Consider the following 24,009-nt stretch of genomic DNA (forward strand, 5'->3'; position numbering starts at 1 on the left):
AGTTATTGGCCATATCAATACCGTCGCCCCATAAATGTTCGGCAATGGCATTTTTTGATACTACTTTTCCTTTGTTGGCTATAAAATAAAGCAGTAGCGCATATTCTTTGCGGGTCAGCTTCACTGCCAGCTGGCCAACCTTAACTTCTTTAGCAAGCAGGTCGATGTTTAGTTCATTAAATTGCAGCAGGTTGCTGCCGTTAAATGTTTTGCGGCGAATGATGGCCGATACCCGAGCTTTTAATTCTGACAGATGAAAAGGCTTTACCAGGTAATCGTCAGCGCCAAGGTTCAGGCCGTCCAGCCGGTCGTCCAGCGAGTTTTTTGCGGAGATGATCAATACACCGTCGGGATGATTATTGGCTTTTAATTCTTTAAGGATATCCATACCGCTGCCACCGGGCAGGGTGATATCGAGCAAAATACAATCATACCGGTACATGCTGATCTTACTCAGTGCGGCCGCATAATTAGCAGCTGTTTCGCAAATATTGCCGTCTTCAGAAAAATATTCTTCAATACTTTCCCTCAGCCCTTCCTCATCTTCAATGATCAGTATTTTCAAAACTGTTTTTTTGTTAAAGGTACAAACACAAAGTTGGAAAGATTTTGGATAAATTGTCTGAACACGATTTAACGATTTTAACACAATTTACAGGATATTTGCGTTAATCCTGTTTATCGTGTCCAGATGAAGATAATTGCATTTAATCCTGTTTATCTTTAAAATCATTAAATCGTGTTAAAAATCGTGTCCTATGTGGTGGATATTCGCATTACTCTCGGCATTTTTTGCGGCGCTTACCGCAATTTTTGCAAAAGTTGGTATCAAAGGGGTTGATACCGACCTGGCAACAGCCATTCGTACGGTGGTAATATTGCTCATCGCCTGGGCCATCGTCATCTTTCGCGGCGGCGAGTGGTCTATCAGCGGCCTTACCAAAACCAACTGGATCTTTTTGATCCTTTCGGGCTGTGCTACCGGCCTTTCGTGGATCTGTTATTTTAAGGCACTGCAATTGGGAAAGGTCTCACAGGTGGCACCGATCGATAAGCTGAGTGTGGCCCTGGCCATTATATTGGCAGTCGTATTTTTAAAAGAGACATTGAATATTAAACAAATTATAGGCGCCCTATTGATCATCAGCGGAAGTATAGTATTGATTTTTGCGTAATATTTTCATTTCTGCAAAACAATTATTGATATCCGTCACATTTTGCAAAAAATGTAAAAAAAGCTCTTGTTCTTTTGCATTTTTTTATAACTTGCCATCCGTATATGAGGACAAAGCTATTAACCCTGATTAGCCTTTTATGTGCAGTAACTATGTGCTGCAATACCGCATATGCCCGAAAAAAATCTTCAAGGGCGCATAAAAGAAGGATCGCCAGGGTTGCTCATTTACGTTATAAGATCAATACCCGGGATTTTCACCCCATCAATTTTGATACCGACAGCATTTCAGGTGATAACCTTGTAAACTTTGCACAAACTTTAATCGGCACGCCTTACCGCCCTGCAACTTCTGATCCGGCAGTTGGCTTTGATTGCTCTGGCTTTGTGCATTATGTGTTTAAATATTTTAATGTAGAGGTACCGCGTTCATCGGGTGATTTTATTGATGTGGGCAAAAAAATAAAAATGGAAGACGCCCGTCCCGGCGATATCATCGTTTTCACCAGCCCTACTGACAGGCACCGCATCGGGCATGTAGGCATTGTGCTCCATAATGGGGGCGACGATTTTACGTTCATCCATTCCACTTCAGGCAAAGAATATGGCGTTACTATTACCGCTATGGACGATACCTACCGCCGCCGCTTTGTACAGGTGATCCGGGTGCTGAAGCAAAATGATATGGCTGGAATAATTCCTCCAATCGCGTTAACTTTTTAGCCTTATTTTAACAATTACACTATTTTGGTAACAATTACTTTACGTCAGGCTAAAATCCAGTTTTAATCCAGTTTTACTTATCTATTTTTGCGTCATTATTTACACAGGCGTATTACATGAAGATTTATCTTATATTATTTTTATTATTTGCCCTTTCGTTTAATTTAAAGGCCCAGAATAATAATACTAACGGAAAAATAACGGGCAAAGTAACTGATGCGGTTACCAAACAACCCGTTGATTTTGCTACCATAAGCGTTTTTAAACAAGGCAGTGCCTCGCCTTTTAATGGCGGCAGCACCGACCCAAAAGGTAATTTCAAGATCGATAATGTTGCCCCCGGCGACTATATGTTAACTGTTGACTTTATCGGTTATAAACAATATAAAATTGCCCATGTGGTGGTTTTAAGTACCAATAAAAATTTGGCAATTGGCGAGATCTTGCTTACTCCGCTACAAACGCAATTGAAAGAAGTTTCGGTAACGGCAACCGGCCCGACAGTTGCCAATAAAATAGATAAACTGGTGTACAGCCCGGCAAACGACCTTACCTCGCAGGGTGGTGTTGCCCTGGATGTATTGCAAAAAGTGCCTATGGTATCGGTTGACATCAATGGCAACGTGGAGCTGATGGGCAATGCCAATATCCAGTTCCTCATCAATGGCAAACCCTCTACCATCTTTGGCGCCAGTATTACCGATGCACTGCAGGCCATTCCGGCCAGCCAGATAAAAAGCATAGAAGTAATCACTAATCCAGGCGCTAAATATGATGCGGCCGGCACCGGTGGTATCATCAATATTGTGTTGAAGGACAACAATATCCAGGGAGTTAACGGGAGTGTTAACCTTACTGCCGGTACCCGTTTGGAAAACGGCAATTTCAATATCAACGCCAAAAAGGGAAAAATTGGTGTTGGTGCGTTTTTTAGCGGTAATGAAAATATAACCAGCGCGACCCCAAGCTCAGGCAACCGAACTTCTTATAGCAACACCCGTGATACCGTTACCAATTTGGGCCAAAATGGCATAAGTAACTTTAAAAGAAGCGGGTACCGGTCTGGCTTTAATATCAATTGGGATATCACGCCAAAGGACGCTTTATCCGCTTCCGTTAATTTTAACCACTTTGGTAATAACAGCAATGGCTATGTAAATAATTATCAAACCACGTATATCGGGGGCCTGCCGGCTGATACCAACAGCGTTAACCACTCCACCAGTAAGTTTAATAATAACTCAACCGACTGGAGCCTTTTTTATAAAAAGACCTTTAGTAAAAAAGACCAGGAACTGGATGTTTTATACAACCAGAGTATTGGCCATAATACAAACAATTATACCCAGCAGCAGGATTATACCAATGTAATTTTCCCGTCATCCGGGTCAATTGGCAGCAACCCGGGTACTGATAAGGAGACGAATATACAAATCGATTATAACCAGCCCATAACTGAAGATTTCTCTATTGAAACAGGGGCAAAAGCGACTATAGAAAATATAAACAACGCTGTAAATACACAAACGCTTGATAACGGGGTTTATGTGCCAAATCCGTTTCAAACTTACAGTTTTACTTACAGCCGGAAGATTTATGCCTATTACCTGTCAGCTACGTTTTCCTTATTTCATAATTTTATCGATGGCAAAGCAGGCCTGAGGGATGAATACACCGTGTCGACGTCTGATTTCCCGAACACGACTATCCCATCCTATAATATTTTAGCGCCTTCGTTTGTGCTTTCGCATAAGATCGATAAAACACAAACTATCAAATTTAGCTATTCATACAGGCTGGAGCGCCCCGATTATAATTCGTTGAATCCGTTTTATAATATCAGCGATCCGCACAATATCAGCACAGGCAATCCTGAGCTAAAACCAGAGTATGGACATAACTTTGAACTCGGCTATAACAAATCGTTTAGTAACGGGGTCAATATTTACGTGGCTGGTTTTTACAGGTACAATACCAACGACCTGCAATCGTTCACGACCTTTTACACTAATTTAAAAATTGGCGATACCACCTATACCAATGTTTCGCTTAATCAAAGATATAATATTGGTCGCGAGGTAACCGAAGGCGTAAATTTATTTGGCTCTATCCCTGCCGGCAAGTTTACGTTCCGGTCGAATATGTTTTTTGCAGACAGGATAACCAGCAACCCTGGGTCGCCGCAGGTAAGCGGTTTAGCCTACCGTATCAACTTAAACACCAGCTATGAGTTTGCCAAAACGCTTGCCGCCGAATTTTTTATCAATTACCGTTCTTCTCAAAGAGGGATCCAGGGAACCAACCCGGCATTCCTGTTCTACAACTTTGCGGTACGCAAACAGGTATTGAATAAAAAAGCAAGTATCGGTTTAACCGCTGCCAACCCTTTTAACAGGTATGTAAATGTTAATTCAACAACCTACGGGCCCAATTTCAATCAAAGCAGCCTCAGGGAGATTCCCCTTCGTTCATTCGGCATCAGCCTGATGTACAAATTCGGTAAGCTTGAATTTAAGAAAGATAAAGAACAACAGGATAACGCAGCGCCTGATGAAGGCGGCGGTGGTGGTGGCGGTAAATAATGTGCAGATGTGCGGATTTCAGATGTGCAGATTATTTGCAAAAAGGCGGAATCTATGGTTTTGCTTTCAATAATAATAGCCAGACATTTTTACTAGGGTTTATGGTCCATCGGCTATGGACCTTTTTTATCTTTCGGACTTTACTGACCCCGCCTGCCGGCAGGTTTTCCAACTTTCGGGCTTCTTCCCCCCTCCAACATTTATCCAGAATTTATGCTTAACTATACTCAAAATTAACCATTATGAAACCGACCATTAAATCATTAAGCATGTTGTTTTGCACGGTATGCATTTTGCCGTCATTCTTATCGGCACAAACAAAAACAGGCTTTCATGTTATCGCTGATTATGCGGTACACAGCACCGGCGGCTGGGATTATATTACTGCTGACGAATCATCCGGCAAGGTATATGTTTCCCATGGTATGCAGGTAAACATACTCGACGCGGCCACCGGGGATTCAGTGGGTTATATCCCCAATACGCAGGGCGTACATGGTATAGCTATAGCGCATGATTTTAATAAGGGTTATACCAGCAACGGCAGGGCTAACAACGTCAGCGTTTTTGATTTAAAAACCAACCAGGTGATAAAAACGGTAACCGCGGGCACTAATCCGGATGCTATTTTTTATGATGATTTTTCGAAAAAAGTTTATGCTTTTAATGGACGGAGTAAAGACGCGACAGTAATTGACGCTGCAACCGATAGCGTGGTGGCCACCATCCCGCTTGGCGGCAAGCCCGAAACAGGTGTATCAGATGGTAAAGGAAAGGTATTTGTAAATATTGAAGATACCGGTGAAGAAGTGGAAATTGATGCAGCCACCTATAAAATACTAAACCGCTGGAAACTGACCGGCGGCGAAGAGCCATCGGGCCTGGCCATGGACCGCGAAACCAATCGCCTGTTTATAGGCTGCGGCGGCAACCAAAAAATGATCGTTTTGGATGCTGCAAACGGCACCATTGTCGCCACATTCCCTATTGGTCGTTGCGATGGCACGGGCTTTGATCCCGGGCTTAAATTAGCTTATGCCTCAAATGGCGAGGGTACCATTACCGTAGTGCGCGAATTAAGCGCCGATAAATTTGAACTGGTAGAAAATATCACCACCGAACCAGGTGCACGCACCATCGGCGTTGACGTTGTTACCCATAAAATATACCTGCCTACCGCGCAACTAAAGCCGGTAGCGCCAACAACAGACAATCCGCACCCAAGGCCCCAGCAAATACCTGGTACTTTCCATGTAGTAGTGGTCGGGAAATAAGCTATAGCCCCCCGGCCCCCTAAAGGAGAAGTATTTGATAGACATTAAAAGCAGAAGGGCAAAAGTATTGGTCTTTCTGCTTTTTGTTTTCAGCATTACACGAAGGCAATAATAAAAACATGGTGCGGTTCTTGTATAACGTCAATAAATTATTTTCACGATGATGTGTTTAAAGCTACAATATGATCTTTAAAAAATACCAGCGGCAAATTGTCAATTTTGTATTGGGCAGCATTAGCATCGGTTTTGTAGCGCTTACCATTCTCATCATTATATTCCCTCATTCATTCGTCGATTTGAAGTTTTCGCAGGAGATGCAGGAACATCAAAACCCATTTTTGGACACAATGATGAAAGCGGCAAGCTGGTTTGGCTATTTTCCGGGTTCAGCCATTGTGGTTCTGTTGGGTTCAATGGTGTTTTTTATCTTTAAATACCGAAAAGAAGCTTTATTCGTATTGCTGACCTCAATCTCCGGCTTGATAAGTTCAGTAATAAAAATGCTGGTTAACCGTCCCCGGCCATCCGCACCGGATGTACGTATTGTGCAAAAGGTTTATGAGCAAAGCTTCCCCAGCGGGCATGTGTTGTTTTATATTGTTTATTTCGGCTTTTTGATTGTGCTGATGTACCAATTAAAAACAATCCCGAAAATGATAAGGATTGCCGTGGCCGTCTTCTCCGCCATGCTGATCTTTGCGATACCGTTCTCCCGTATTTATCTGGGCGCTCATTGGTTTACTGATGTACTGGGTGGTTTTTTATTGGGGATGCTTTGTTTATACCTGCTTTGCATCTTCTATTTCCGCAAAACCGCAGCGAATGAGCGTAAAGCTAAAAGCTGAAAGACCAAAGCTGTTAACTGTCCCTTGCCCGATTTATTCAGCTTTTACCTTTCACCTACTCTAAAAGCTTTTCGCTTTGGTCTTTCAGCTTTCAGCTCCAAACCGTATTTTTATTCTTTATTAATTTGTGAACGACAAAGCCATTCCATCCCGAACCCCTCAACAATACCGTATAGGCGCTGCCATATTCTTTTTTATCTCGGGGTTTGGATTTTCATCCTGGGCTTCGCGTATCCCAACCATACAAAACCAGCTCCATTTAAACGACGGGCAATTAGGCACCGTGTTGTTTGCCCTACCCATCGGCTTGATGTTTACCATGCCCATCTCCAACTGGTTGTTAAGTAAATATAGCAGCAGGGCCATTATGCTTTCCGGCTCTTTGTTTTTGTGCGTGATATTGGTTTTAATCGGACTTGCCAACAGTATGCTGCAGTTGATCATTGTCCTGTTCTTCTTTGGTTCGGCACGTAATATGATGACGCTTTCTATCAATACACAAGGGGTAGGGGTGCAAGCTTTATACAGCAAATCTATTATGGCCACCTTTCATGGGATCTGGAGTATGGCCGGTTTTGCGGGTGCAGCTGTCGGGCTGGTGATGGTTTACTTTAATGTGGCAGTGCCTTATCATTTTTTGATCATTAGTATACTACTGGCAGTGCTGACGCTTTATTTTATCAATGATACACTGTACAGCAAACCAATTCCCCAGCCCCGCAAACCTGTTTTTTCTCTGCCTGATAAATACCTTTTAAAATTCTCCCTCATTTGTTTCGCCTGTATGGCCTGCGAAAATACCATGTACGACTGGAGCGCCATTTACTTTCAAAAAGCAGTTCATGCCGATAAAACAACCTCAACCGCGGCATTTGTAATTTACCTGGTAGCCATGACTACAGGCCGCTTTTTCGGCGATAGGGTGGTAACCCGCATGGGTATAAAAACAGTGCTTAAATTTAGCGGTATGTTTATTTTTGCCGGCCTGGTAATGGCCGTGGCGCTGCCATTTGTTGTTACCGCTATGGTTGGTTTCATCCTGGTTGGTTTTGGCGTATCCTGTATTGTGCCTATGGTTTTCAGCATGGCCGGCAAGTCGAAAAATATGAGCAGTTCCTCCGCCCTGGCCTCCATATCAACCGTAGGTTATCTTGGTTTTGTGTTGGTACCGCCGCTGGTTGGCTTTATTTCGCAAAACTTCGGTTTAAGGATTTCCTTCAGCATTATTGCCCTGTTTGGTGGTATTATTGTTTACCTGGTTTCAATGTTAAGTGATCATGTTGAACAAAGCAGCCCTGTTGTATTTCCGGATTTTGAAGAATAATACCCTTATTTTTTGCTGCTTGTTCAATTGGTTTCGCTTACGGATAATATTTGCATAACAATGCACTTATTAGGTATATTTATATAGTCAATTATAAACCGGGTATTACTTCATTCTCTATTGCTGTTTTTTTAAAAATATTCATTTTATATAGTACTATCCGTCCCTTCATCCGACAATTGACAGATTATACCTAAAGCATTATGAAGAAGTTTTTTTTGATGGCAGTTATTTTTGGACTTGGGGTCCGGACAATTGCTTTTGCCCAACCGGGTACCGATGCCGTAAATACTGCGGTATCAAACCTAAAGTCTTTACTTACCGATCATATTATCGAAAAGGCGTACCTGCATTTTGACAGGCCTTACCCGTACTATGTAGCTGGCGAGATAGTATATTTTAAGGCCTATGTTACCCTGGGCGAAAAGCACGAAGCATCTACCTTAAGCAATATTTTGCATGTCGATCTGATCGATAAAAATGATGTGTTGATGCAGTCCATCGTTTTGCAGCTAACAGGTGGCACAGCCTGGGGCGATTTTCTATTACCTGATTCCCTGCAAAAAGGAAGCTACCGGATCCGTGCGTACACGCAATGGATGCGTAATGATAAAACGCCCTATTTCTATGACCAGTACATATCGGTCAGCTCAGCAAATGGCGGACAACTTGCTGAAAATACCACGCAGGGGCTTAAGCCAAACCTGCAGTTTTTTCCTGAAGGCGGCAGCCTGGTTGCCGATGTACCCGCCAGGCTCGCCTATAAAGCGCTTGGCACAAATGGCCTGGGCGTAAATGTGAAAGGCATTGTTGTTGATAATGACCACAAGGAAGTTGCAAAGATCAATTCACCCCACCTGGGTATGGGTATGTTTGAGTTTATACCCGAAACCGGGAAAACCTACAAAGCCATGGTCACGTTTGCTGATGGCTCACAAGGCAGTGTCGACCTGCCGGTTGCGCAGCCTAAAGGGATTACCCTGGCGGTAAATACCGATGACCCTGCAAAAATTGCGATTGTAATAAGGGCTAATCGCGCTTACTACAAAGAAAATCAAAATAGAAAACTTAACCTGCTGGTATATTATTCGGGGGCCCTAAAACGCTATTCACCGGTACTGGATGGCGAAATTCTTGGCCTCGACTTGCCTGCAAAGGATTTCCCTACCGGGATCTTAAAATTTACCCTGCTCTCAGAAACAGGGGAACAATTAAATGAACGTATCTCATTTATCCAAAATCCCGATTTGCTAAATCTCGCGTTGACACCTAATAAGCAGGTGTACAGTGCAAGAGAAAACGTACAGGTAAGTTTGAACGTTAAAAACAAGGAAGGCAACCCCGTAAGTGGCTCATTTTCGGTATCGGTTGTTGATGAAAGTAAAATTTTGGTAGATGAAGACGCAGAAAATACCATCTTGTCGTACCTGCTGCTCAGCACCGAAGTAAAAGGATATATTGAAAAGCCAAACTATTATTTTGCAAACGTTACTAAGGAAACACGTGCCGGGCTGGATATTTTAATGCTTACCCAGGGCTATCGCAGGTTTGATTGGACAGCCCTTGAAAACGGCAACCTGCCTGTTACCGCGAATGCATTTGCCGCAGAAAAGACAATGGATATTTCAGGGGTTTTTAAAACAAAAAGCGGTGCGCCCATACCGGATTGTGTCCTCACCCTCATCCCAAAATCTGGTGGCAATTTGCAAACGGCTACTACAGACAATGAAGGGAAATTCCGTTTTTTAAATATGGATTTTTCTGCAGGTACCGCATTTGTATTAAAAGCCATGTCTTCGTCCGGTAAAAAGGGTGTGTTAACGCTTGATAAACCCCTGGTGCCGCCGGTAATTGTACCGGGAGAGCCCGCTAATAAAAAATACAATGCCAGTGCTGACCTGTTGATGTCTTTCCAGGATGAACGTAAAGCAAAAATAGCAGAGGCAAGTAATTTAATAACCAACCAGGTAACAACTGATACTAAAGGCAATTCGGCCAAAAGGCTCGATAACTATCATTCTTCAAATATTGGTGGCCCGGGTCATGCCGACCAGGTTGTTTTAGGTGACGCCATTAAAGATGCTCCCTCTATTTCAAGCGGATTAAACGGCTTGTTGCATGGCGTACAGTTTAACAATGGGGTACCTTCGCTGCAAACCGGTGTTACGCTATCAGGCGGTGGTGCCCAAATTGACCCGATGTTGGTGATCTTTGATGGTGTAACGCTGGGTAACGGTGTAAGTGTTGATATTATTAATCCCGGTTCGGTTGATGCGGTTGAGCTGTTAAAAGGGGCAAGTGCAAGTATTTACGGCGCTGCCGGTGGCCAGGGGGTGTTGGTGATCACCACACGCTCAAATATTGCCTCTGAACAGGTGATCAGTAAAGAAATGTCGCCGGGCATATTTTCAATTGAACCTAAGGGCTTTTTTAAAGCGCTTGAATTTTATTCGCCTGCCTATGCCAGCCAGAATGCGGCCAACAAACCGGATCAGCGCACAACCATTTACTGGAAACCTGACGTAATTACAGATGCATTCGGCAACAGCACTTTCAGCTTCTTCAATTCCGATGGTAAAGGAACTTATAGGCTTGAAATACAGGGGATGGATAGTAAAGGCAACTTCGGTATGCAGGTATTGAGGTATAAAGTGCAATAACCGGTTTATCCGCTAGGTAAATGATAAGCCCTTAGCCGGTTAAATGGCATGCGTCAAAGCAAGAACCGATGGGTGCCTTAGCCGGCTTATTGCTTTAGATATTTTTTATGCACAGCTATTTAATGTGATACAATATGAAAAAGGTAGTTTTAACAGCGATGATTTTGCTGGCTTTTTGTCAATCAAAAGTATTTTGCCAAACCGGTAGCGCCCGGCTTAACAGCGCGATTGCTAATCTTAAGACCTTATTGACCGATAAGGTTGCAGAAAAGGCTTTCCTGAACTTTGACAGGCCTTACACCTATTACCGGGCGGGCGAAGTTGTTTTTTTTAAAGCCTATGTGACCATGGGCGAGCGGCACGAACCATCAACTATCAGCAGTATTTTACACGCCGACCTGCTTGATAAAAATAATTTGTTGATACAGACGATCGTCCTGCCCCTTACAAACGGTACAGGCTGGGGTAATTTTGTTTTGCCTGATACCCTGCAAAAAGGTAATTACCGGGTACGGGCGTATACGGAATGGATGCGTAACGATGAACACCCCCGTTTTTTTGACCAGAATATAGCGGTAACTGCAGCTGTTGGATCCGCTGAATCTCAGGCTCAGGAGAAGAAACCAGCCCTGCAATTTTTCCCGGAAGGGGGGGGTATGGTGGCAGATGAGCCTGTAAGGGTAGCGTTTAAAGCGCTTGGCCCAAATGGCCTTGGGATGTATGTAAAAGGTATTGTTGTTGATAATGAACAAAAAGAAATAGCCAGGATGAACGCTGTGCACCTGGGTATGGGCTCGTTTAGTTTTATCCCGGTAGCCGGCAAAACCTACCAGGCACAGGTTACTTATGCCGATGGCGCCCAGGACCGCGTCGATTTACCTGTTGCCGAAGAGAAAGGGATCATGCTAACTGCCAATATGGATGACCCCTCTAAAATTGCCATACGCATAAGGGCCAATCATGCTTATTTTGATGAGAACCGGGGAAAGCAGCTTAGCCTGCTCTTGTATTTTGCCGGTACATTAAAAACCTATAGCCTTAAACTGGACGCCGAAGTGCTTGGCCTGGAATTTCCGGCCAGGGTTTTTCCAACCGGGATCTTAAAGATGACACTGTTTTCGGATACCGGGGAACCTTTAAATGAACGCCTTGCCTTTATTCAAAATCCGGACCTGCTGAAACTTTCAATAAACAGCGATAAACATGTTTTTGCCACCCGCGAAAATGTAAAACTTAACCTAAGCGCACGGGATAAAGCTGGCAACCCTGTTACTGGTTCATTTTCGGTATCGGTTGTCGACGAAAGTAAGGTTTTGGTTGATGATGATGCCGGAAACTCAATCCTTTCGTACCTGTTATTGAGCTCGGAAGTAAAGGGGTATATTGAAAAACCGAATTTTTATTTTACAAATAATACTCCTGAGTCACGTGCAGACCTTGACCTGTTGATGCTTACCCAGGGTTTTCGGCGGTTTGAATGGAAGGAACTTCAAAACAGCCCCGTAGTTGCGGCAAACAGGTTCAGCCCTGAAAAAGCCATAGATATTTCAGGCATTTTAAAAACCCGCTCAGGTGCACCGTTTAGCAATGCTGTAATTACGCTGATTCCGCGCGAAGGCGGGAGCATGCAAACACAAACGACAAGTAAGGATGGCAGGTTCCGTTTTGCAAATGTGGATTTATTGGCCGGGGGCCGGTTTATTTTAACGATGGTAACACCCGCCGGCAAACAGGGTAAATTAATCCTTGACCAACCGCAGGCAGGGCCGGGTATTAACCTAGTGAACGCCACCGGAGCGGGCTACGATGCCGGGGCAGACATCCTGTCGCCCATCTCCAGTGCTCAAAAAATGGATATTTTTATGGTCGGCGATGTGTCATTAACCGGGCAGCCAACTGGCCGGAAGCCTAATGGGATGGTACGAATAGATAACTACCGGTCATCCAGTTTAGCCGGTCCCGGCCATGCCAATCAGGTTATAACAGGTGAAGCGATCAGAAATAGCCCTTCGCTTTCAACCGGCCTTAGTGGGTTGCTTCGGGGCATACGGTTTAGCGGGGGAGTACCGTCGCTGGTTACCGGTATTGTAATTTCAGGGGGAGGTTCCCCAATCGCCGGTACTGCTATAAATTCAGGTGTAAAAGTTGACCCGATGCTGGTAATAGTTGATGGTGCAAATATGGGGAACGGGGCCGATATCGACGTGATCAACCCAGGTTCGGTCGAAACAATAGAAGTTTTAACGGGTGCAAACGCCACAATTTATGGCGCCGATGGCGGCCAGGGAGTGATGATTATCACCACAAGAATTGCTGATACCGCAGATAAAATTATCAGTAAGGAAATGTCGCCGGGGATATTCTCCATTGAGCCCAAGGGCTTTTTTAAAGCGCTGGAGTTTTATTCCCCCGTGTATAGTGTTGGCAATGCAGCCGCCAGGCCCGATAATCGTGTAACTATCTACTGGAAGCCGGATGTACTTACTGATACCTCCGGCAACAGCTCGTTTAACTTTTTTAACTCGGATGGCAAGGGAACCTATAGGGTTGAAGTACAGGGGATGGACAATAATGGCAATTTGGGCTTGCAGGTGTTAAGGTATAAGGTACAATAAGAGGCAGTTATTACATAATTACTTTCACCTTCGTTGTAAAAACAGTTACCTAATAATCGCTTGCGCCGGAAATAAGTTGTTTATTTGTGTATCAATAAAACGGGCAAATCATCCCAATATATGCAATTGTTGCATAATGTTGGTCACCCCGAAATTATTTGCAAGTCGTTTTTTAAACCTAAATATAACCATGAGCCTCATAAATTTAAAAGTAGTAGTGTTGCTGATCATCGGCGGGTATTGTTCGGTAGCCTTTGGTCAAACCGGTAATGGTTCAAAAACGATAATCGACAAGTTTTCGACATTTTCTACTGCTCACCCTGCAGAAAAAGCGTATTTGCAATTCGATAAGCCTTATTATGCGGCCGGGGATACTATTTATTTCAAAGCTTACCTCATTAGGGGAGGTTCACACCGGTTGAGCGATATGAGCGGTGTGCTGCATGTCGACCTCATCAACACAAAAAATAAAATTGATCAATCCATTAAACTGCAGCTGGACAGCGGCATAGCATGGGGCGATTTTGCTTTGCCGGATTCGTTGCCAACTGGCCAATACCGGGTTAGGGCCTATACACGTTGGATGCGAAATGATGGTGATATCGATTTTTTTGACTGTAATATTAGTGTTGGATCCCTTAAACCCGGAAAGATACCCGAAACCGGCGGCGTGAAATTGCCACACGTAGCCCTTAAACCGGATATTCAGTTTTTCCCGGAAGGGGGGATGTTGCTAACCGGCGTACGATCGAAGGTTGCATTTAAGGCAGTAGGGATAAACGGGACAGGTATCAATGCAAAAGGAATCATAGTTGACGAACAGGGTCAGCAGGTCGCCATCTTCCAATCGGCACATTTGGGCATGGGTTATTTTTATTTAACTCCGGTTGAGGGAAAAGCTTACACCGCAAAAATAAATTATCCGAACGGGCTGGAAGATGCTATTCAGTTGCCCGCCCAGGTAGCAAGTGGTATTGTGTTAGCGGTGAATAACGATTCCGTTGCAAAAACAATGGTTTCTATCCAGGCAAATGAGACTTATTTCCAAAACAACAAAAATAAGGCGTATACATTGCTGGTTAATTCAGGCGGGCTGATAACAGCCGTAAACTGCCGCCTCGACAGTTCCCTGATCAAACTCGATCTGTTAAAGCGAAAGCTGCATACCGGTGTAACACGGATTACCCTTTTTTCGGCAGCAAATGAACCTTTGAGCGAAAGGCTTATTTTTGTTCAGAATTATGATCATCTTAACCTTAATATAAAAAGCAATAAAAGTACCTATACCCGGCGCGAAAAAGTAAATATTCAGCTTGGCGCGATCAATCGCAGAGGGGATGCAGCCGAAGGACATTTTTCGGCTTCAGTAACCGCGGAAGACCAGGTGCCGGAAGCCGGGGAATACAGCAGCAATATCTTGAGTTATTTATTGCTCTCGTCTGAACTGAAAGGTGAAATTGAACAGCCTGCCTATTATTTTACTGAAGACCCCATTGCCGCAAACAACCTGGATGTTTTGATGATGACACAGGGCTATCGCCATTTTGCCTGGACACAGGTATTGGCTGCCGTTGACAAACCCCTGGCTTATCAACCTGAATTGGGTATCGACATCAGCGGGCAGGTCAGAAACCTTTTTAACAATCCGGTGAAAAACGGTTCGGTTACCCTGATTTCCAGCCATAAAGGCGGTATTTTAATCAGCCCGACAAACGAAGATGGCATGTTCAGTTTTCAAAACCTAATTTTTACGGATACCGCCCATTTTGTACTAAGCGCCGTAAATGCAAACAATAAAAATTCAACCAAAATAGCCTTTTTTGGTGATGGCTGGGACGAACCCCAGGTAATACCTGCTGCAAGGCTTTATATGCATAGTGGCGTGGATACGGCCATGCGGGTTTATCTGGATAAAGACAAAATGCAGCTTGAGCTGGTAAGGGATATCTATCGTAAAAGCATCAAACTTAAAGAGGTTGAAGTAAGGGATATGCGGCCCAAGGATTTGTATTTTACACAGAGTTTGGCAGGTGCAGGCCATGCTGACCAGGTATTGCAGGCGGACGAGATTGAAAGGGTACCCGGTTCGCTTATTGCCAGCCTGCAGGGTAGGCTTCAAGGGGTTACATTTAACCGCGGTAACCCTTATTTGGTAGGTATTGGCTACATGTTTGTAGTTGTAGATGGCGTTGAAGGAACAAGACTGCCTGATTATAACCTGCAGTCGTCAGATGTACAAACGGTAGAAGTTTTAAAATCGGCAACCGGGTTAATTTATGGTGGGGCTGGCGGGCATGGTGTGCTGGTGATCACTACCAAACAGGGCGGAGGCCGGCGAGGCAGGGATGTAGTTTCCATTGGTGTTTTACCTATCGCCCCCATGGGATTTTATAAGGCCCGTGAATTTTATTCGCCCAAATACGAAAGCAATTCTGCTGCAAATGCCCATCCCGATTTTCGTTCCACCATTTATTGGGCACCGGAACTGAAAACAGATAAAGAAGGCAATGTTTCCTTCAGCTATAATAACGCCGACGGAGCCGGATCCTATAAAATAATTATTGAAGGGATCGACAACGACGGCAATATCGGTAGGCAGGTATATCACTATAAGGTAGAATAAAGGGGGCGACCTGTTTTAAAAATAACATTCCCCTGCTGCCTGGCATGGTAACCTTTTTAAGTGTATGCAACCGTGAAAAATTAATTTTATTTTTATAGTACGTTTAGGCGACTCATCCGACAATGCACTATTGCCGCCTGTTGGATGGCATGGCTTTAACCTACAATCCCTTATTAACCTTAGGCATATGAAGCATATATCATTTATTTTCAGATTAATTTTTGTCGGAGGATGGTGCTGCTCATTTGCCTATGGGCAAAATATTAGCCCGTCACAAACCATTACAGCAAGGCTAACAGCATTCTCGGTAAACCAGCCGGTGGAGAAAGCCTACCTGCAGTTTGATAAACCTTACTATGCAATAGGTGACACGATATATTTTAAAGCTTATGTAACGGCAGGTGAGCAGCATATGCTGAGTGGTTTAAGCGGTGTGCTGCATGTCGACCTCATCAACACAAAAAATAAAATTGATCAATCCATTAAACTGCAGTTGGACAGCGGCATAGCCTGGGGTGATTTTGCCCTGCCCGATTCGTTGCCGGCGGGAAATTACCGCATCCGCGCTTATACCCAATGGATGCGCAATAATGCCGACTTTGGTTTTTTTGAAAAAGGGATCCCCGTAGGATCAGTAAAAGCGGACAGGATTCCGGAGAGCATATCGGGTAACTCCATACAAGCTGCTATTAAACCCGATATTCAATTTTTCCCGGAAGGCGGCAGCCTTGTTGCCGGTATCCCTTGCAAAGTAGCCTTCAAAGCAACAGGCGCAAATGGCCTGGGGATAGATATTAAGGGAAGTATTGTTGACAATGATAACAGGCAGGTTGCCACCTTTGCGTCATCGCATTTAGGTATGGGGTATTTTTACTTTGAGCCAGCGGAGGGCAAAACTTATAGCGCCGAAATAAACTATCCTGAAGGCCGCGCAGACAATATCAAATTGCCAATACCCGAAGTCAATGGACTGGTTTTATCGGGTGATAACGATTCCATTCCGCATGCATCTGTCAGTATAAAAACCAGTAAAAAATATTTGCGGATAACCGGAACAAGGTATATACCCTGCTGATCTATTCAGGCGGATTGATCACTACCGTAAACTGCAAGCTGGACAGCCCGGTAATAAAGCTGGAGATCTTAAAAAGAAAATTGCATACCGGTGTGGCTACCATTACGCTTTTCTCGCCGGATAATGAACCCTTATGCGAACGCTTGATTTACATTGAAAACTACGACCGGCTGAGCCTGAACCTCCGTAGCGATAAAAATACTTACACTAAAAGAGAAAAGGTGAGTATTAACCTGGATGCGCAAAACCGCAAAGGTGAACCGGCCGAAGGGCATTTCTCGGTTTCGGTTATCGATGAAAGCCAGTTGCCGCAGGCAGAGGATAACGGGGATAACATCCTCACAAATCTCCTCCTTACCTCTGATTTGAAAGGTTATATCGAACAGCCTGCTTATTATTTTTCCGGTACCGATACGGTTGTCCGCAAAAACCTGGATATATTGATGCTTACCCAGGGTTACAGGAGGTTTGCATGGAAACAAGTGCTGGACACTGCAAAACAAGTACAGGCTTACCTGCCCGAGAAGGGGATTGAGCTTACAGGGCAGGTAAAAAACCCGTTCAACAGGCCCATAGCAAATGGAACTGTTACCCTGATCCCGGCAAAAGGTGGCGGGCTATTAAGCACCGGCTCGGATGATAAAGGAATGTTCCGCTTCTCGAACCTTGTTTTTGCCGACACCGCACATTTTGTTTTAAGCGCGGTAAACGCTAAAAATAAGAATACAACAAAGATCACCTGGTTTGATGAAGCAAAGTATGCGCCGCCGGTGCAAAAAAACCTCGCCCGCGCTTATCCGGTGTTCAATACTACTGCGATGGCCACCTACCTGGCCAACGACAAGATCCGCCTGGCTGATGCAGTAAATTTCAAGGGCAAAGGCATCCAGTTAAAACAGGTAGATATTCATGAAAAAAAGCCCGATGACCAATACCGCACATTCAGCCTTGCAGGTGCAGGGCATGCCGACCAGGTAATGCATGCAGAAGAATTGGAACGGGTAGGCGGAAAACTATCCGACGCGTTAGACGGCCGGCTTCGGGGAGTAACTTTTGTTAGAGTTGGCATAGTTGAATATCGTCCATATTTATCTATTAATATAATGTCGCAGATAGGAATAAATGGTGCAAAACCTATGCTTTTAATGCTGGACGGGATTTATATTGACCCACCAGATATTAATATGGTGAATGTAAGCGATGTAGAAACGATTGAAGTGCTGAAATACGCCAGTGCCAGTATTTACGGTGTTGATGGCGTCGGAGGGGCCTTGATAATTACCACTAAACAATCCAGAGGTCTTAATTCCAAAGACATCGCCTCCATTGGCGTTTTGCCTATTGCCCCGATGGGCTTTTATAAAGCCAGGGAATTCTATTCGCCCAAATACGATAATACTACCTGGGTATCTAAACAAAAAGACCTCCGCTCCACCGTTTACTGGCAACCAGAGTTGAAAACGGATAAAGATGGCAACGCAACTTTCGAATATTACAACGCCGATGGTCCGGGTACCTATAAAATAATTATCGAGGGGATTGATAATGACGGCAACATAGGCAGGCTGGTGTACCGGTATAAGGTGGAGTAAAAACACTGATCTTGCTTACTCAAGACTTTCGACTTCAGACTCCGGACTTAGCTATCAAGATTTCCTTATCAAGTATACTTTTCCAAGCACGGTAGAACGCGTATTTGCATTGATAAATGCTGGCAGGATATTCTCTTTCGGGTAGTCAGTAAACGCCCGTACGATAGTGAATTTTGCGTGGGTTTGCACCAGTTGGTCCATCGTCTGCTGGTTCACATAGATCAATGCATGAGCTGGAAACAGGTATTTGCCGAAATCCTCTGCAGGCACAAGGTCAACCTGCCGGCTACAGTAAAACTGGTATAGGTTGTTTTCTGCATTTAATACATACAGCGGGTCTCCGCTGTATTGCTGCTGGTTTGCAAAACCGGCAGCAGCTATTTGTCCTTTGTAGGGTACTATCTCGTTGTAAAAAGTAGTGTTTACGTAAAACCCGGCAAATAACACAGCAGTGCAGCTTAGCAGGAAAACTTTGCTGTAAGTTTCTTTTATTTTGATGATCACCAGCGCAGCCATTAATCCGCCCAGTAAAATTCCTGTAAGGATAAAAAAGTTATTTTGAGGCTTTAACAACGTGTTTAGTACAATTACCGCAACCGGCAGCAGGATGATAAACACCCACTGAACGATCAGCCTGAATTTTGTACCGAATTTGCTCAACTCACCCAAACATAAGGGGGCTGTAACAATGGCAAATAAGGGGAAAATGGCATTGGTATAAAATGGCAGCTGGAACCGGGAGAGCGAAAAAAGCGATAATAACAACAATCCGCCGCTGATGGCATAATATTCGGGAAGGACCTGTTTTTTGTAAACTGATTTAATTTTTTCAAAAACACCATAAAAAAACAATAGGCCCCAGGGTGCAAAGGCCCATAATAAGGTATGCCCGTAAAAAAATATGCTTCCGGAAGTTTTGCGGTTAATGGGCCCGTTGTTTACAAAGCGGCCAAACTGGCTGTCCCACAAAAACCAGCGGATCCCTGATACCTGCTGCCTGCCAAATACCACCTTTTCGGGGTGCAGGTCGAATTGTATGAACAATGCGTAAAACTCCGGCAGGGTAAAAATAAAAGTCAGTACAAACAGAAGCAGCCATTTGAATTGAAAAATGGTTTTGAACTTTTTTTGTAAGATCAACTGCCCCAGCAAGGCCCCGTAAATGGCTGTGATGACGAATATGCCTTTGGTCATGATGGCAAAGGCGGTAAATAGCGCGGCTAACAGCAGGTGTTTAAACTTAAACCTTTGCTGCAGCCCGGCAATATGATAAATACTGCCGATGATGAGCCCCATCAAATAAGGTTCGGCGCGCAGGTCGGTGTTGCCCAATATGGTATTCAGCGCTGTCGCCAGGATCAATACAGCTACTGCAGCAGTTTCCCGGTCGTAAAACTTTTTGGTGAAAAGCCAGGTATACACCAGGCTCATCATAAAAAATAACAATGCCGGCAGGCGGTAGGCCCATTCGCTGATGCCAAACAGTTTGAAACTAAAATACACCATCCAAAAAGGGAAGTGCGGTTTATCCAGCCAGTCGCGGTTGTAGGTAAATAGTTCAAAAAACTGTTTCTTGTAGACCAGGTTTTTAGAAATGGAAGCATAAAGACCGGGGTCATCCGTAAAAAAATGAACGTTGATGCCGGCAAAATTTACCGCGAGCGCCAGTATAAATATCAAAAGGTAAAATATCCTGGAGTTATCCTTCATTAATAGCGCGGGCAAAATGTACCGGCAAATATAGGTTTATGTTATAAAATAATGATGGATAAACAAAACAGCCCTGTTTTTGTACAATTAAAAATAAAAACCCCGCATCTCTAGCGACACGGGGCCAAAATCACAACAATTGTTTAACCTTTCGGTCAATTCCTAACTGCAATGTGATTATAATTTAAAAACGCTTTTTTTTGCAATAAGTTTTATAACTGAACGGCTTATCGAAAATATTTATTCCGGCATCCTGTAACGAAATCAATATTTATGAGTCAGAATAAAAAAATTCCCGCAATTTCAGTTTACCTTTATACCAACTAAAATTATAACCAGTATTTCACTATGAAAAGATCATTTCAATTAAAGGCCCTTGCATTTTTTGTTTGCGCCTTTTTAGTATCCACTATGGCGTTTGCGCAATTAGGTAAAGACGGAAAGCCTGTACCAAGCCCCCGCGATAGTGTGAGCGGAACAGTAGCAGGTTCAAGTATCAAAATATGGTATGGCAGCCCGTCGGTAAAAGGCCGTGTAGTTTATGGCGAACTTGAACCATGGGATAAAGTTTACCGTGCCGGCGCAAATGAAGCTACACAGTTTACCACCAGCAAAGACATTAAAGTTGAAGGCCAGGTATTGCCTGCGGGTACTTATGCCTTTTTTGTGATCCCTGCAAAAACCGGTAAATGGACCGTTATTTTTAACAAAAAAGCCAAACAATGGGGCGCATTTAGCTACGATAAAAGCCTCGACCAGTTGCGTGTTATGGTAACCCCAAAAACGATTAGCAACCAGGAAAGAATGGTTTACAAGCTAAACAAAAAAGGCTTTAGCATGGATTGGGCCACAACAAGTGTTCCGGTAGCTATCGGCAAATAAATAGAACTTTTAAATATTTACATAAAGCTCCCGGTTACCCCGGGGGCTTTTTTGTTGTATCTGATAGTTTAAACATAAAGTTTTGGCAGGTTTTAATAAGCATTATATTTACAGGCAATGAAGCTTACCCCGGGCAAAAAAAAATTGATGATACGGATTGGCGTTATTGTGGCGCTGGAGGTCATTATTCTTTTATTAATGTGGCTTGCCAATTACCCAAAACCGGTTGAGCGTTATTATGCTAAAAGCTTTTACCCGGTTATTTGTAAAATATTACACCCGGTGTTTAATATATTCCCCTTTAGTGTGGGCGATATTTTTTACATACTGGTAAGCGGTTATTTGCTTTATGCCCTGTTCCGGCTTATTAAACTGGCGGTTAAAAAGCAATTTAAGCAGGCCGGTATGTTCCTGCTGGCAATTGTTATGGGTGTACAAACGGGTATCCTGGTGTTTTATTTGTTTTGGGGGATGAACTATTTCCGCCCCGGCGCGGGCGAGCGGCTCAACCTGCGGGATACAAGTTATACCACCGCGAATTTGATCAAAGTGACCGATATGCTTATCGACAGCGCCAATGCCACCCGCGCCAGGGTAAACCCCACTGATCTGCGGCAAAACAACGACAGTATTTATCATACAGCCATCACAGCAGTTAAAAAGCTTTCGGCCGATTCGGTTAACTTTAGCACCTGGTACCCGCGGGTTAAATCGTCACTGCTTACCCCCCTGATGAATTACATGGGCACTTCCGGCTATTACGACCCCTTTACCGGCGAGGCGCAAATGAATTCGCAAATGCCTTTGGTGAACAGGCCTTTTGTAGCCTGCCACGAACTCTCGCACCAGGTAGGCTTCGCTACCGAAGATGAGGCCAATTTCGGCGGTTTTATCGCAGGTATCAACTCCCGCGACCGCCTGCTGCGCTACTCGGCCTATAATTTAGCGGTAGAGGAATGTATGTATGCCTTGTTTTTTAGGGATAGCCTGCAGTTTAAAAAGCTTAAGCCGCGCATCTCGCTGCCAGTGCGTAACGATTACAAGGCCGAGCGCCTTTACTGGCAAAAATACGAGAGCAGGTTAAACCGCATCAGCGGTATTTTTTACGATCATTTCCTTAAACATAACAACCAGCCCCAGGGCCTGGGCACCTATAACCGGATGGTGCTTTTAGTGATGGCGAAGTACAGGCCGATGGTGGAGCGTGGGGCAAGGGCAGATTCGACAGACGAAAAATTCGATCCATTCTTCGGCAAGTTTCAAACGGATTCCGTTTTTCAAAAATCAAGAATCGTTTTTCCTCTTAAATATAAGATTTCAGGTGATGAAGGTGAAAGCGGGTCCGTTAATTTTATCCCAAAGAACAAGATGGGCTATTTCGGCCTGTTCGTTGCAAACAGAAAAAAAGGGATCATCAAGCAAATTCAACTAAACCCGTATACGGTTAAAATACAGTTTCAGATAAAAGATACTGGTTACGAAAAGGATTTTACTTTCGTTAAAAAGGGCGGACAATGGCAGCTTGTTTTCGTTGCAGATGATTCTGATTGAGGTTATCTCAGTTTCAGGTAAACCGGAATGACGGTAAATGGGGCGATGGACCATAGTTCATGGTCCATCGCAGGAAGAAAGCAATTTGGAAACACTACCAACATTTGTTTCCAATGTTTACAACTTTTGGTAAACGTAAGGTCTTATCAGAATTGAAAAAGGGGAGTCTTGGTGAGGCACTCCAATCATGCGGGTAAAGGCCTTTACGCACACCCTTCGAGAGCCTCAGCGTGACATCCCACTATGGCTATGGTCCATCAACTATGGCTTTCCCTAACCATGAACCATCAACTATGAACCATCAACCAGCCTACACCTCCACGCCTTCTTCGGTAAACCGTAGCTGGTTAAGGCCGGCCTGTACGGAATTGCCGTAGCCGTTATCATTTACAAAAAGCTTTTCGCTTTGTGCGCTGATGCGCAGGTCGCCCAGGATGAAGTCGCCAAAGATGCGGATCACTACTACTGGCATGCTCACTTCCAGTTCGGCGGTAATGTTATGTTCCAGGCTCATAGCCGTATCATCGTCCATCTGGTGGATGTGAATGAGGGTGCTGCCATCGGTTCTTAAAACCTCAACGCTGTCCCGGGCTGTTTTTATCGTGTAGGGTCCGTCGTTGACGGCTTTACTGGCCAGCAGCGTTACGGGCGTGCCGTTAAGGTCTTTGATATTGATATCACAATCCAGGTGGGTTTCGGGGGCAGGCTCACCCTGGTCGTGGTAAATAGCGTTGATCCTCAGAAATTCTTTGTCTTCTCCCTGGTTGGCATAGGTGATCACTTTGCTGTGAACAACAAATGCGTTTGATCCGATAATATAGGCGTATTTCATGATATTGGTTTTTTAATAGATAATAACAGAAATGGCAAAAATGTTTACGCTATTTGTTAAATGCCCGGGAAATAAAAATTTGGGAGAGATGAAGGTAAAAGGGGTTTCCGGGAACGTTACCGGAATAAAAAATGCGTTCCGTGTCTCACCCCGGAACGCATTACAACATCATCAATCAAATAATGTTGATCAACTAAATCTCAGACCTCATGTTTACTGATTATCCAAGTTCTTTATTTGAAAAATACCAGTCAGATTGCGACCGGTAAGTTAGAAATGCATTTGGTTTCCCGGAGCAAAATTTGTGCCCAAGTGTTTTATTATCAGCTATTTTGCCAAACAACTTACTTTTAACGGGGGCTTTGTAATATTATTATGTAATATCACATAAAATTAAGAATATTTTATAATAATTGTATCAGGTTGTATTTTTTGTTTTAAATTATTCAGAAAAACTAATGTTCCAACGATGAAATACTTATTATTGGCAATCATCCTGCTGCCCTTTGCCGGCATCGCTCAAAAAAACACAAACGCTGCCGTAAAG

General features: G+C 43.9%; 16 protein-coding genes. 13 read left to right on the forward strand and 3 right to left on the reverse strand.

What is annotated here, in order from left to right; translation table 11 throughout:
• On the reverse strand, positions 1 to 565 hold a 565-nt coding region (locus QZY09_RS18475; RefSeq protein ID WP_295674746.1), incomplete at its 3' end, for a response regulator transcription factor.
• A gap of 193 nt (positions 566 to 758) precedes the next feature.
• Here QZY09_RS18475 and QZY09_RS18480 point away from each other — a divergent pair.
• From QZY09_RS18480 to QZY09_RS18530, 11 genes are all read left to right on the forward strand, one after another.
• Positions 759 to 1,175, forward strand: coding sequence for an EamA family transporter (locus QZY09_RS18480; protein WP_295674747.1), 417 nt, complete (start codon positions 759 to 761; stop codon positions 1,173 to 1,175).
• 104 nt (positions 1,176 to 1,279) lie between these two features.
• Positions 1,280 to 1,897, forward strand: a complete 618-nt coding sequence (locus tag QZY09_RS18485) for a C40 family peptidase (RefSeq protein ID WP_295674748.1) — start codon at positions 1,280 to 1,282, stop codon at positions 1,895 to 1,897.
• Positions 1,898 to 2,013: 116 nt separating this feature from the next.
• The gene (locus tag QZY09_RS18490; protein WP_295674749.1) at positions 2,014 to 4,479 is read left to right on the forward strand and encodes a TonB-dependent receptor; all 2,466 of its coding nucleotides are present in this window, start codon (positions 2,014 to 2,016) and stop codon (positions 4,477 to 4,479) included.
• A 242-nt stretch (positions 4,480 to 4,721) separates the two neighbouring features.
• A complete protein-coding gene (locus tag QZY09_RS18495) occupies positions 4,722 to 5,753 on the forward strand; it encodes a YncE family protein (protein WP_295674751.1) in 1,032 nt (343 codons plus the stop codon).
• Positions 5,754 to 5,935: 182 nt separating this feature from the next.
• The gene (locus QZY09_RS18500; protein ID WP_295674753.1) at positions 5,936 to 6,598 is read left to right on the forward strand and encodes a phosphatase PAP2 family protein; all 663 of its coding nucleotides are present in this window, start codon (positions 5,936 to 5,938) and stop codon (positions 6,596 to 6,598) included.
• A 127-nt stretch (positions 6,599 to 6,725) separates the two neighbouring features.
• On the forward strand, positions 6,726 to 7,922 hold the full coding sequence (locus QZY09_RS18505; protein ID WP_295674754.1) for an MFS transporter: 1,197 nt from the start codon (positions 6,726 to 6,728) through the stop codon (positions 7,920 to 7,922).
• Between the two features lie 203 nt (positions 7,923 to 8,125).
• Positions 8,126 to 10,582 carry a TonB-dependent receptor plug domain-containing protein gene (locus QZY09_RS18510; protein WP_295674755.1) on the forward strand — a complete coding sequence of 819 codons (2,457 nt, stop codon included), beginning with the start codon at positions 8,126 to 8,128 and terminating at the stop codon, positions 10,580 to 10,582.
• A 134-nt stretch (positions 10,583 to 10,716) separates the two neighbouring features.
• On the forward strand, positions 10,717 to 13,197 hold the full coding sequence (locus QZY09_RS18515) for a TonB-dependent receptor plug domain-containing protein (RefSeq protein WP_295674757.1): 2,481 nt from the start codon (positions 10,717 to 10,719) through the stop codon (positions 13,195 to 13,197).
• Positions 13,198 to 13,387: 190 nt separating this feature from the next.
• Entirely contained in the window at positions 13,388 to 15,820 is a 2,433-nt protein-coding gene (locus tag QZY09_RS18520; protein WP_295674758.1) for an MG2 domain-containing protein, read from the forward strand.
• A 187-nt stretch (positions 15,821 to 16,007) separates the two neighbouring features.
• Positions 16,008 to 16,895, forward strand: a complete 888-nt coding sequence (locus QZY09_RS18525; protein WP_295674759.1) for an MG2 domain-containing protein — start codon at positions 16,008 to 16,010, stop codon at positions 16,893 to 16,895.
• A 14-nt stretch (positions 16,896 to 16,909) separates the two neighbouring features.
• Positions 16,910 to 18,487, forward strand: a complete 1,578-nt coding sequence (locus QZY09_RS18530; RefSeq protein WP_295674760.1) for a TonB-dependent receptor plug domain-containing protein — start codon at positions 16,910 to 16,912, stop codon at positions 18,485 to 18,487.
• 54 nt (positions 18,488 to 18,541) lie between these two features.
• On the opposite strand, the gene QZY09_RS18535 is transcribed toward QZY09_RS18530, so the two are convergent.
• On the reverse strand, positions 18,542 to 20,197 hold the full coding sequence (locus QZY09_RS18535; protein WP_295674762.1) for a glycosyltransferase family 39 protein: 1,656 nt from the start codon (positions 20,195 to 20,197) through the stop codon (positions 18,542 to 18,544).
• 348 nt (positions 20,198 to 20,545) lie between these two features.
• Here QZY09_RS18535 and QZY09_RS18540 point away from each other — a divergent pair, with 348 nt between their 5' ends.
• Both QZY09_RS18540 and QZY09_RS18545 read left to right on the forward strand, forming a co-directional pair.
• Positions 20,546 to 21,079: a DUF2911 domain-containing protein gene (locus QZY09_RS18540; RefSeq protein ID WP_295674764.1), complete on the forward strand. Its 534-nt coding sequence runs from the start codon at positions 20,546 to 20,548 to the stop codon at positions 21,077 to 21,079.
• A 117-nt stretch (positions 21,080 to 21,196) separates the two neighbouring features.
• Complete coding sequence (locus QZY09_RS18545) at positions 21,197 to 22,630, forward strand: DUF3810 family protein (protein WP_295674765.1); 1,434 nt, start codon at positions 21,197 to 21,199, stop codon at positions 22,628 to 22,630.
• A gap of 310 nt (positions 22,631 to 22,940) precedes the next feature.
• Here QZY09_RS18545 and QZY09_RS18550 read toward each other — a convergent pair whose 3' ends face one another.
• A complete protein-coding gene (locus tag QZY09_RS18550) occupies positions 22,941 to 23,462 on the reverse strand; it encodes a hypothetical protein (protein WP_295674766.1) in 522 nt (173 codons plus the stop codon).
• Between the last annotated feature and the right edge of the window lie 547 nt (positions 23,463 to 24,009).

The organism is uncultured Mucilaginibacter sp. (genome assembly GCF_903913935.1).
Classification (GTDB): domain Bacteria; phylum Bacteroidota; class Bacteroidia; order Sphingobacteriales; family Sphingobacteriaceae; genus Mucilaginibacter.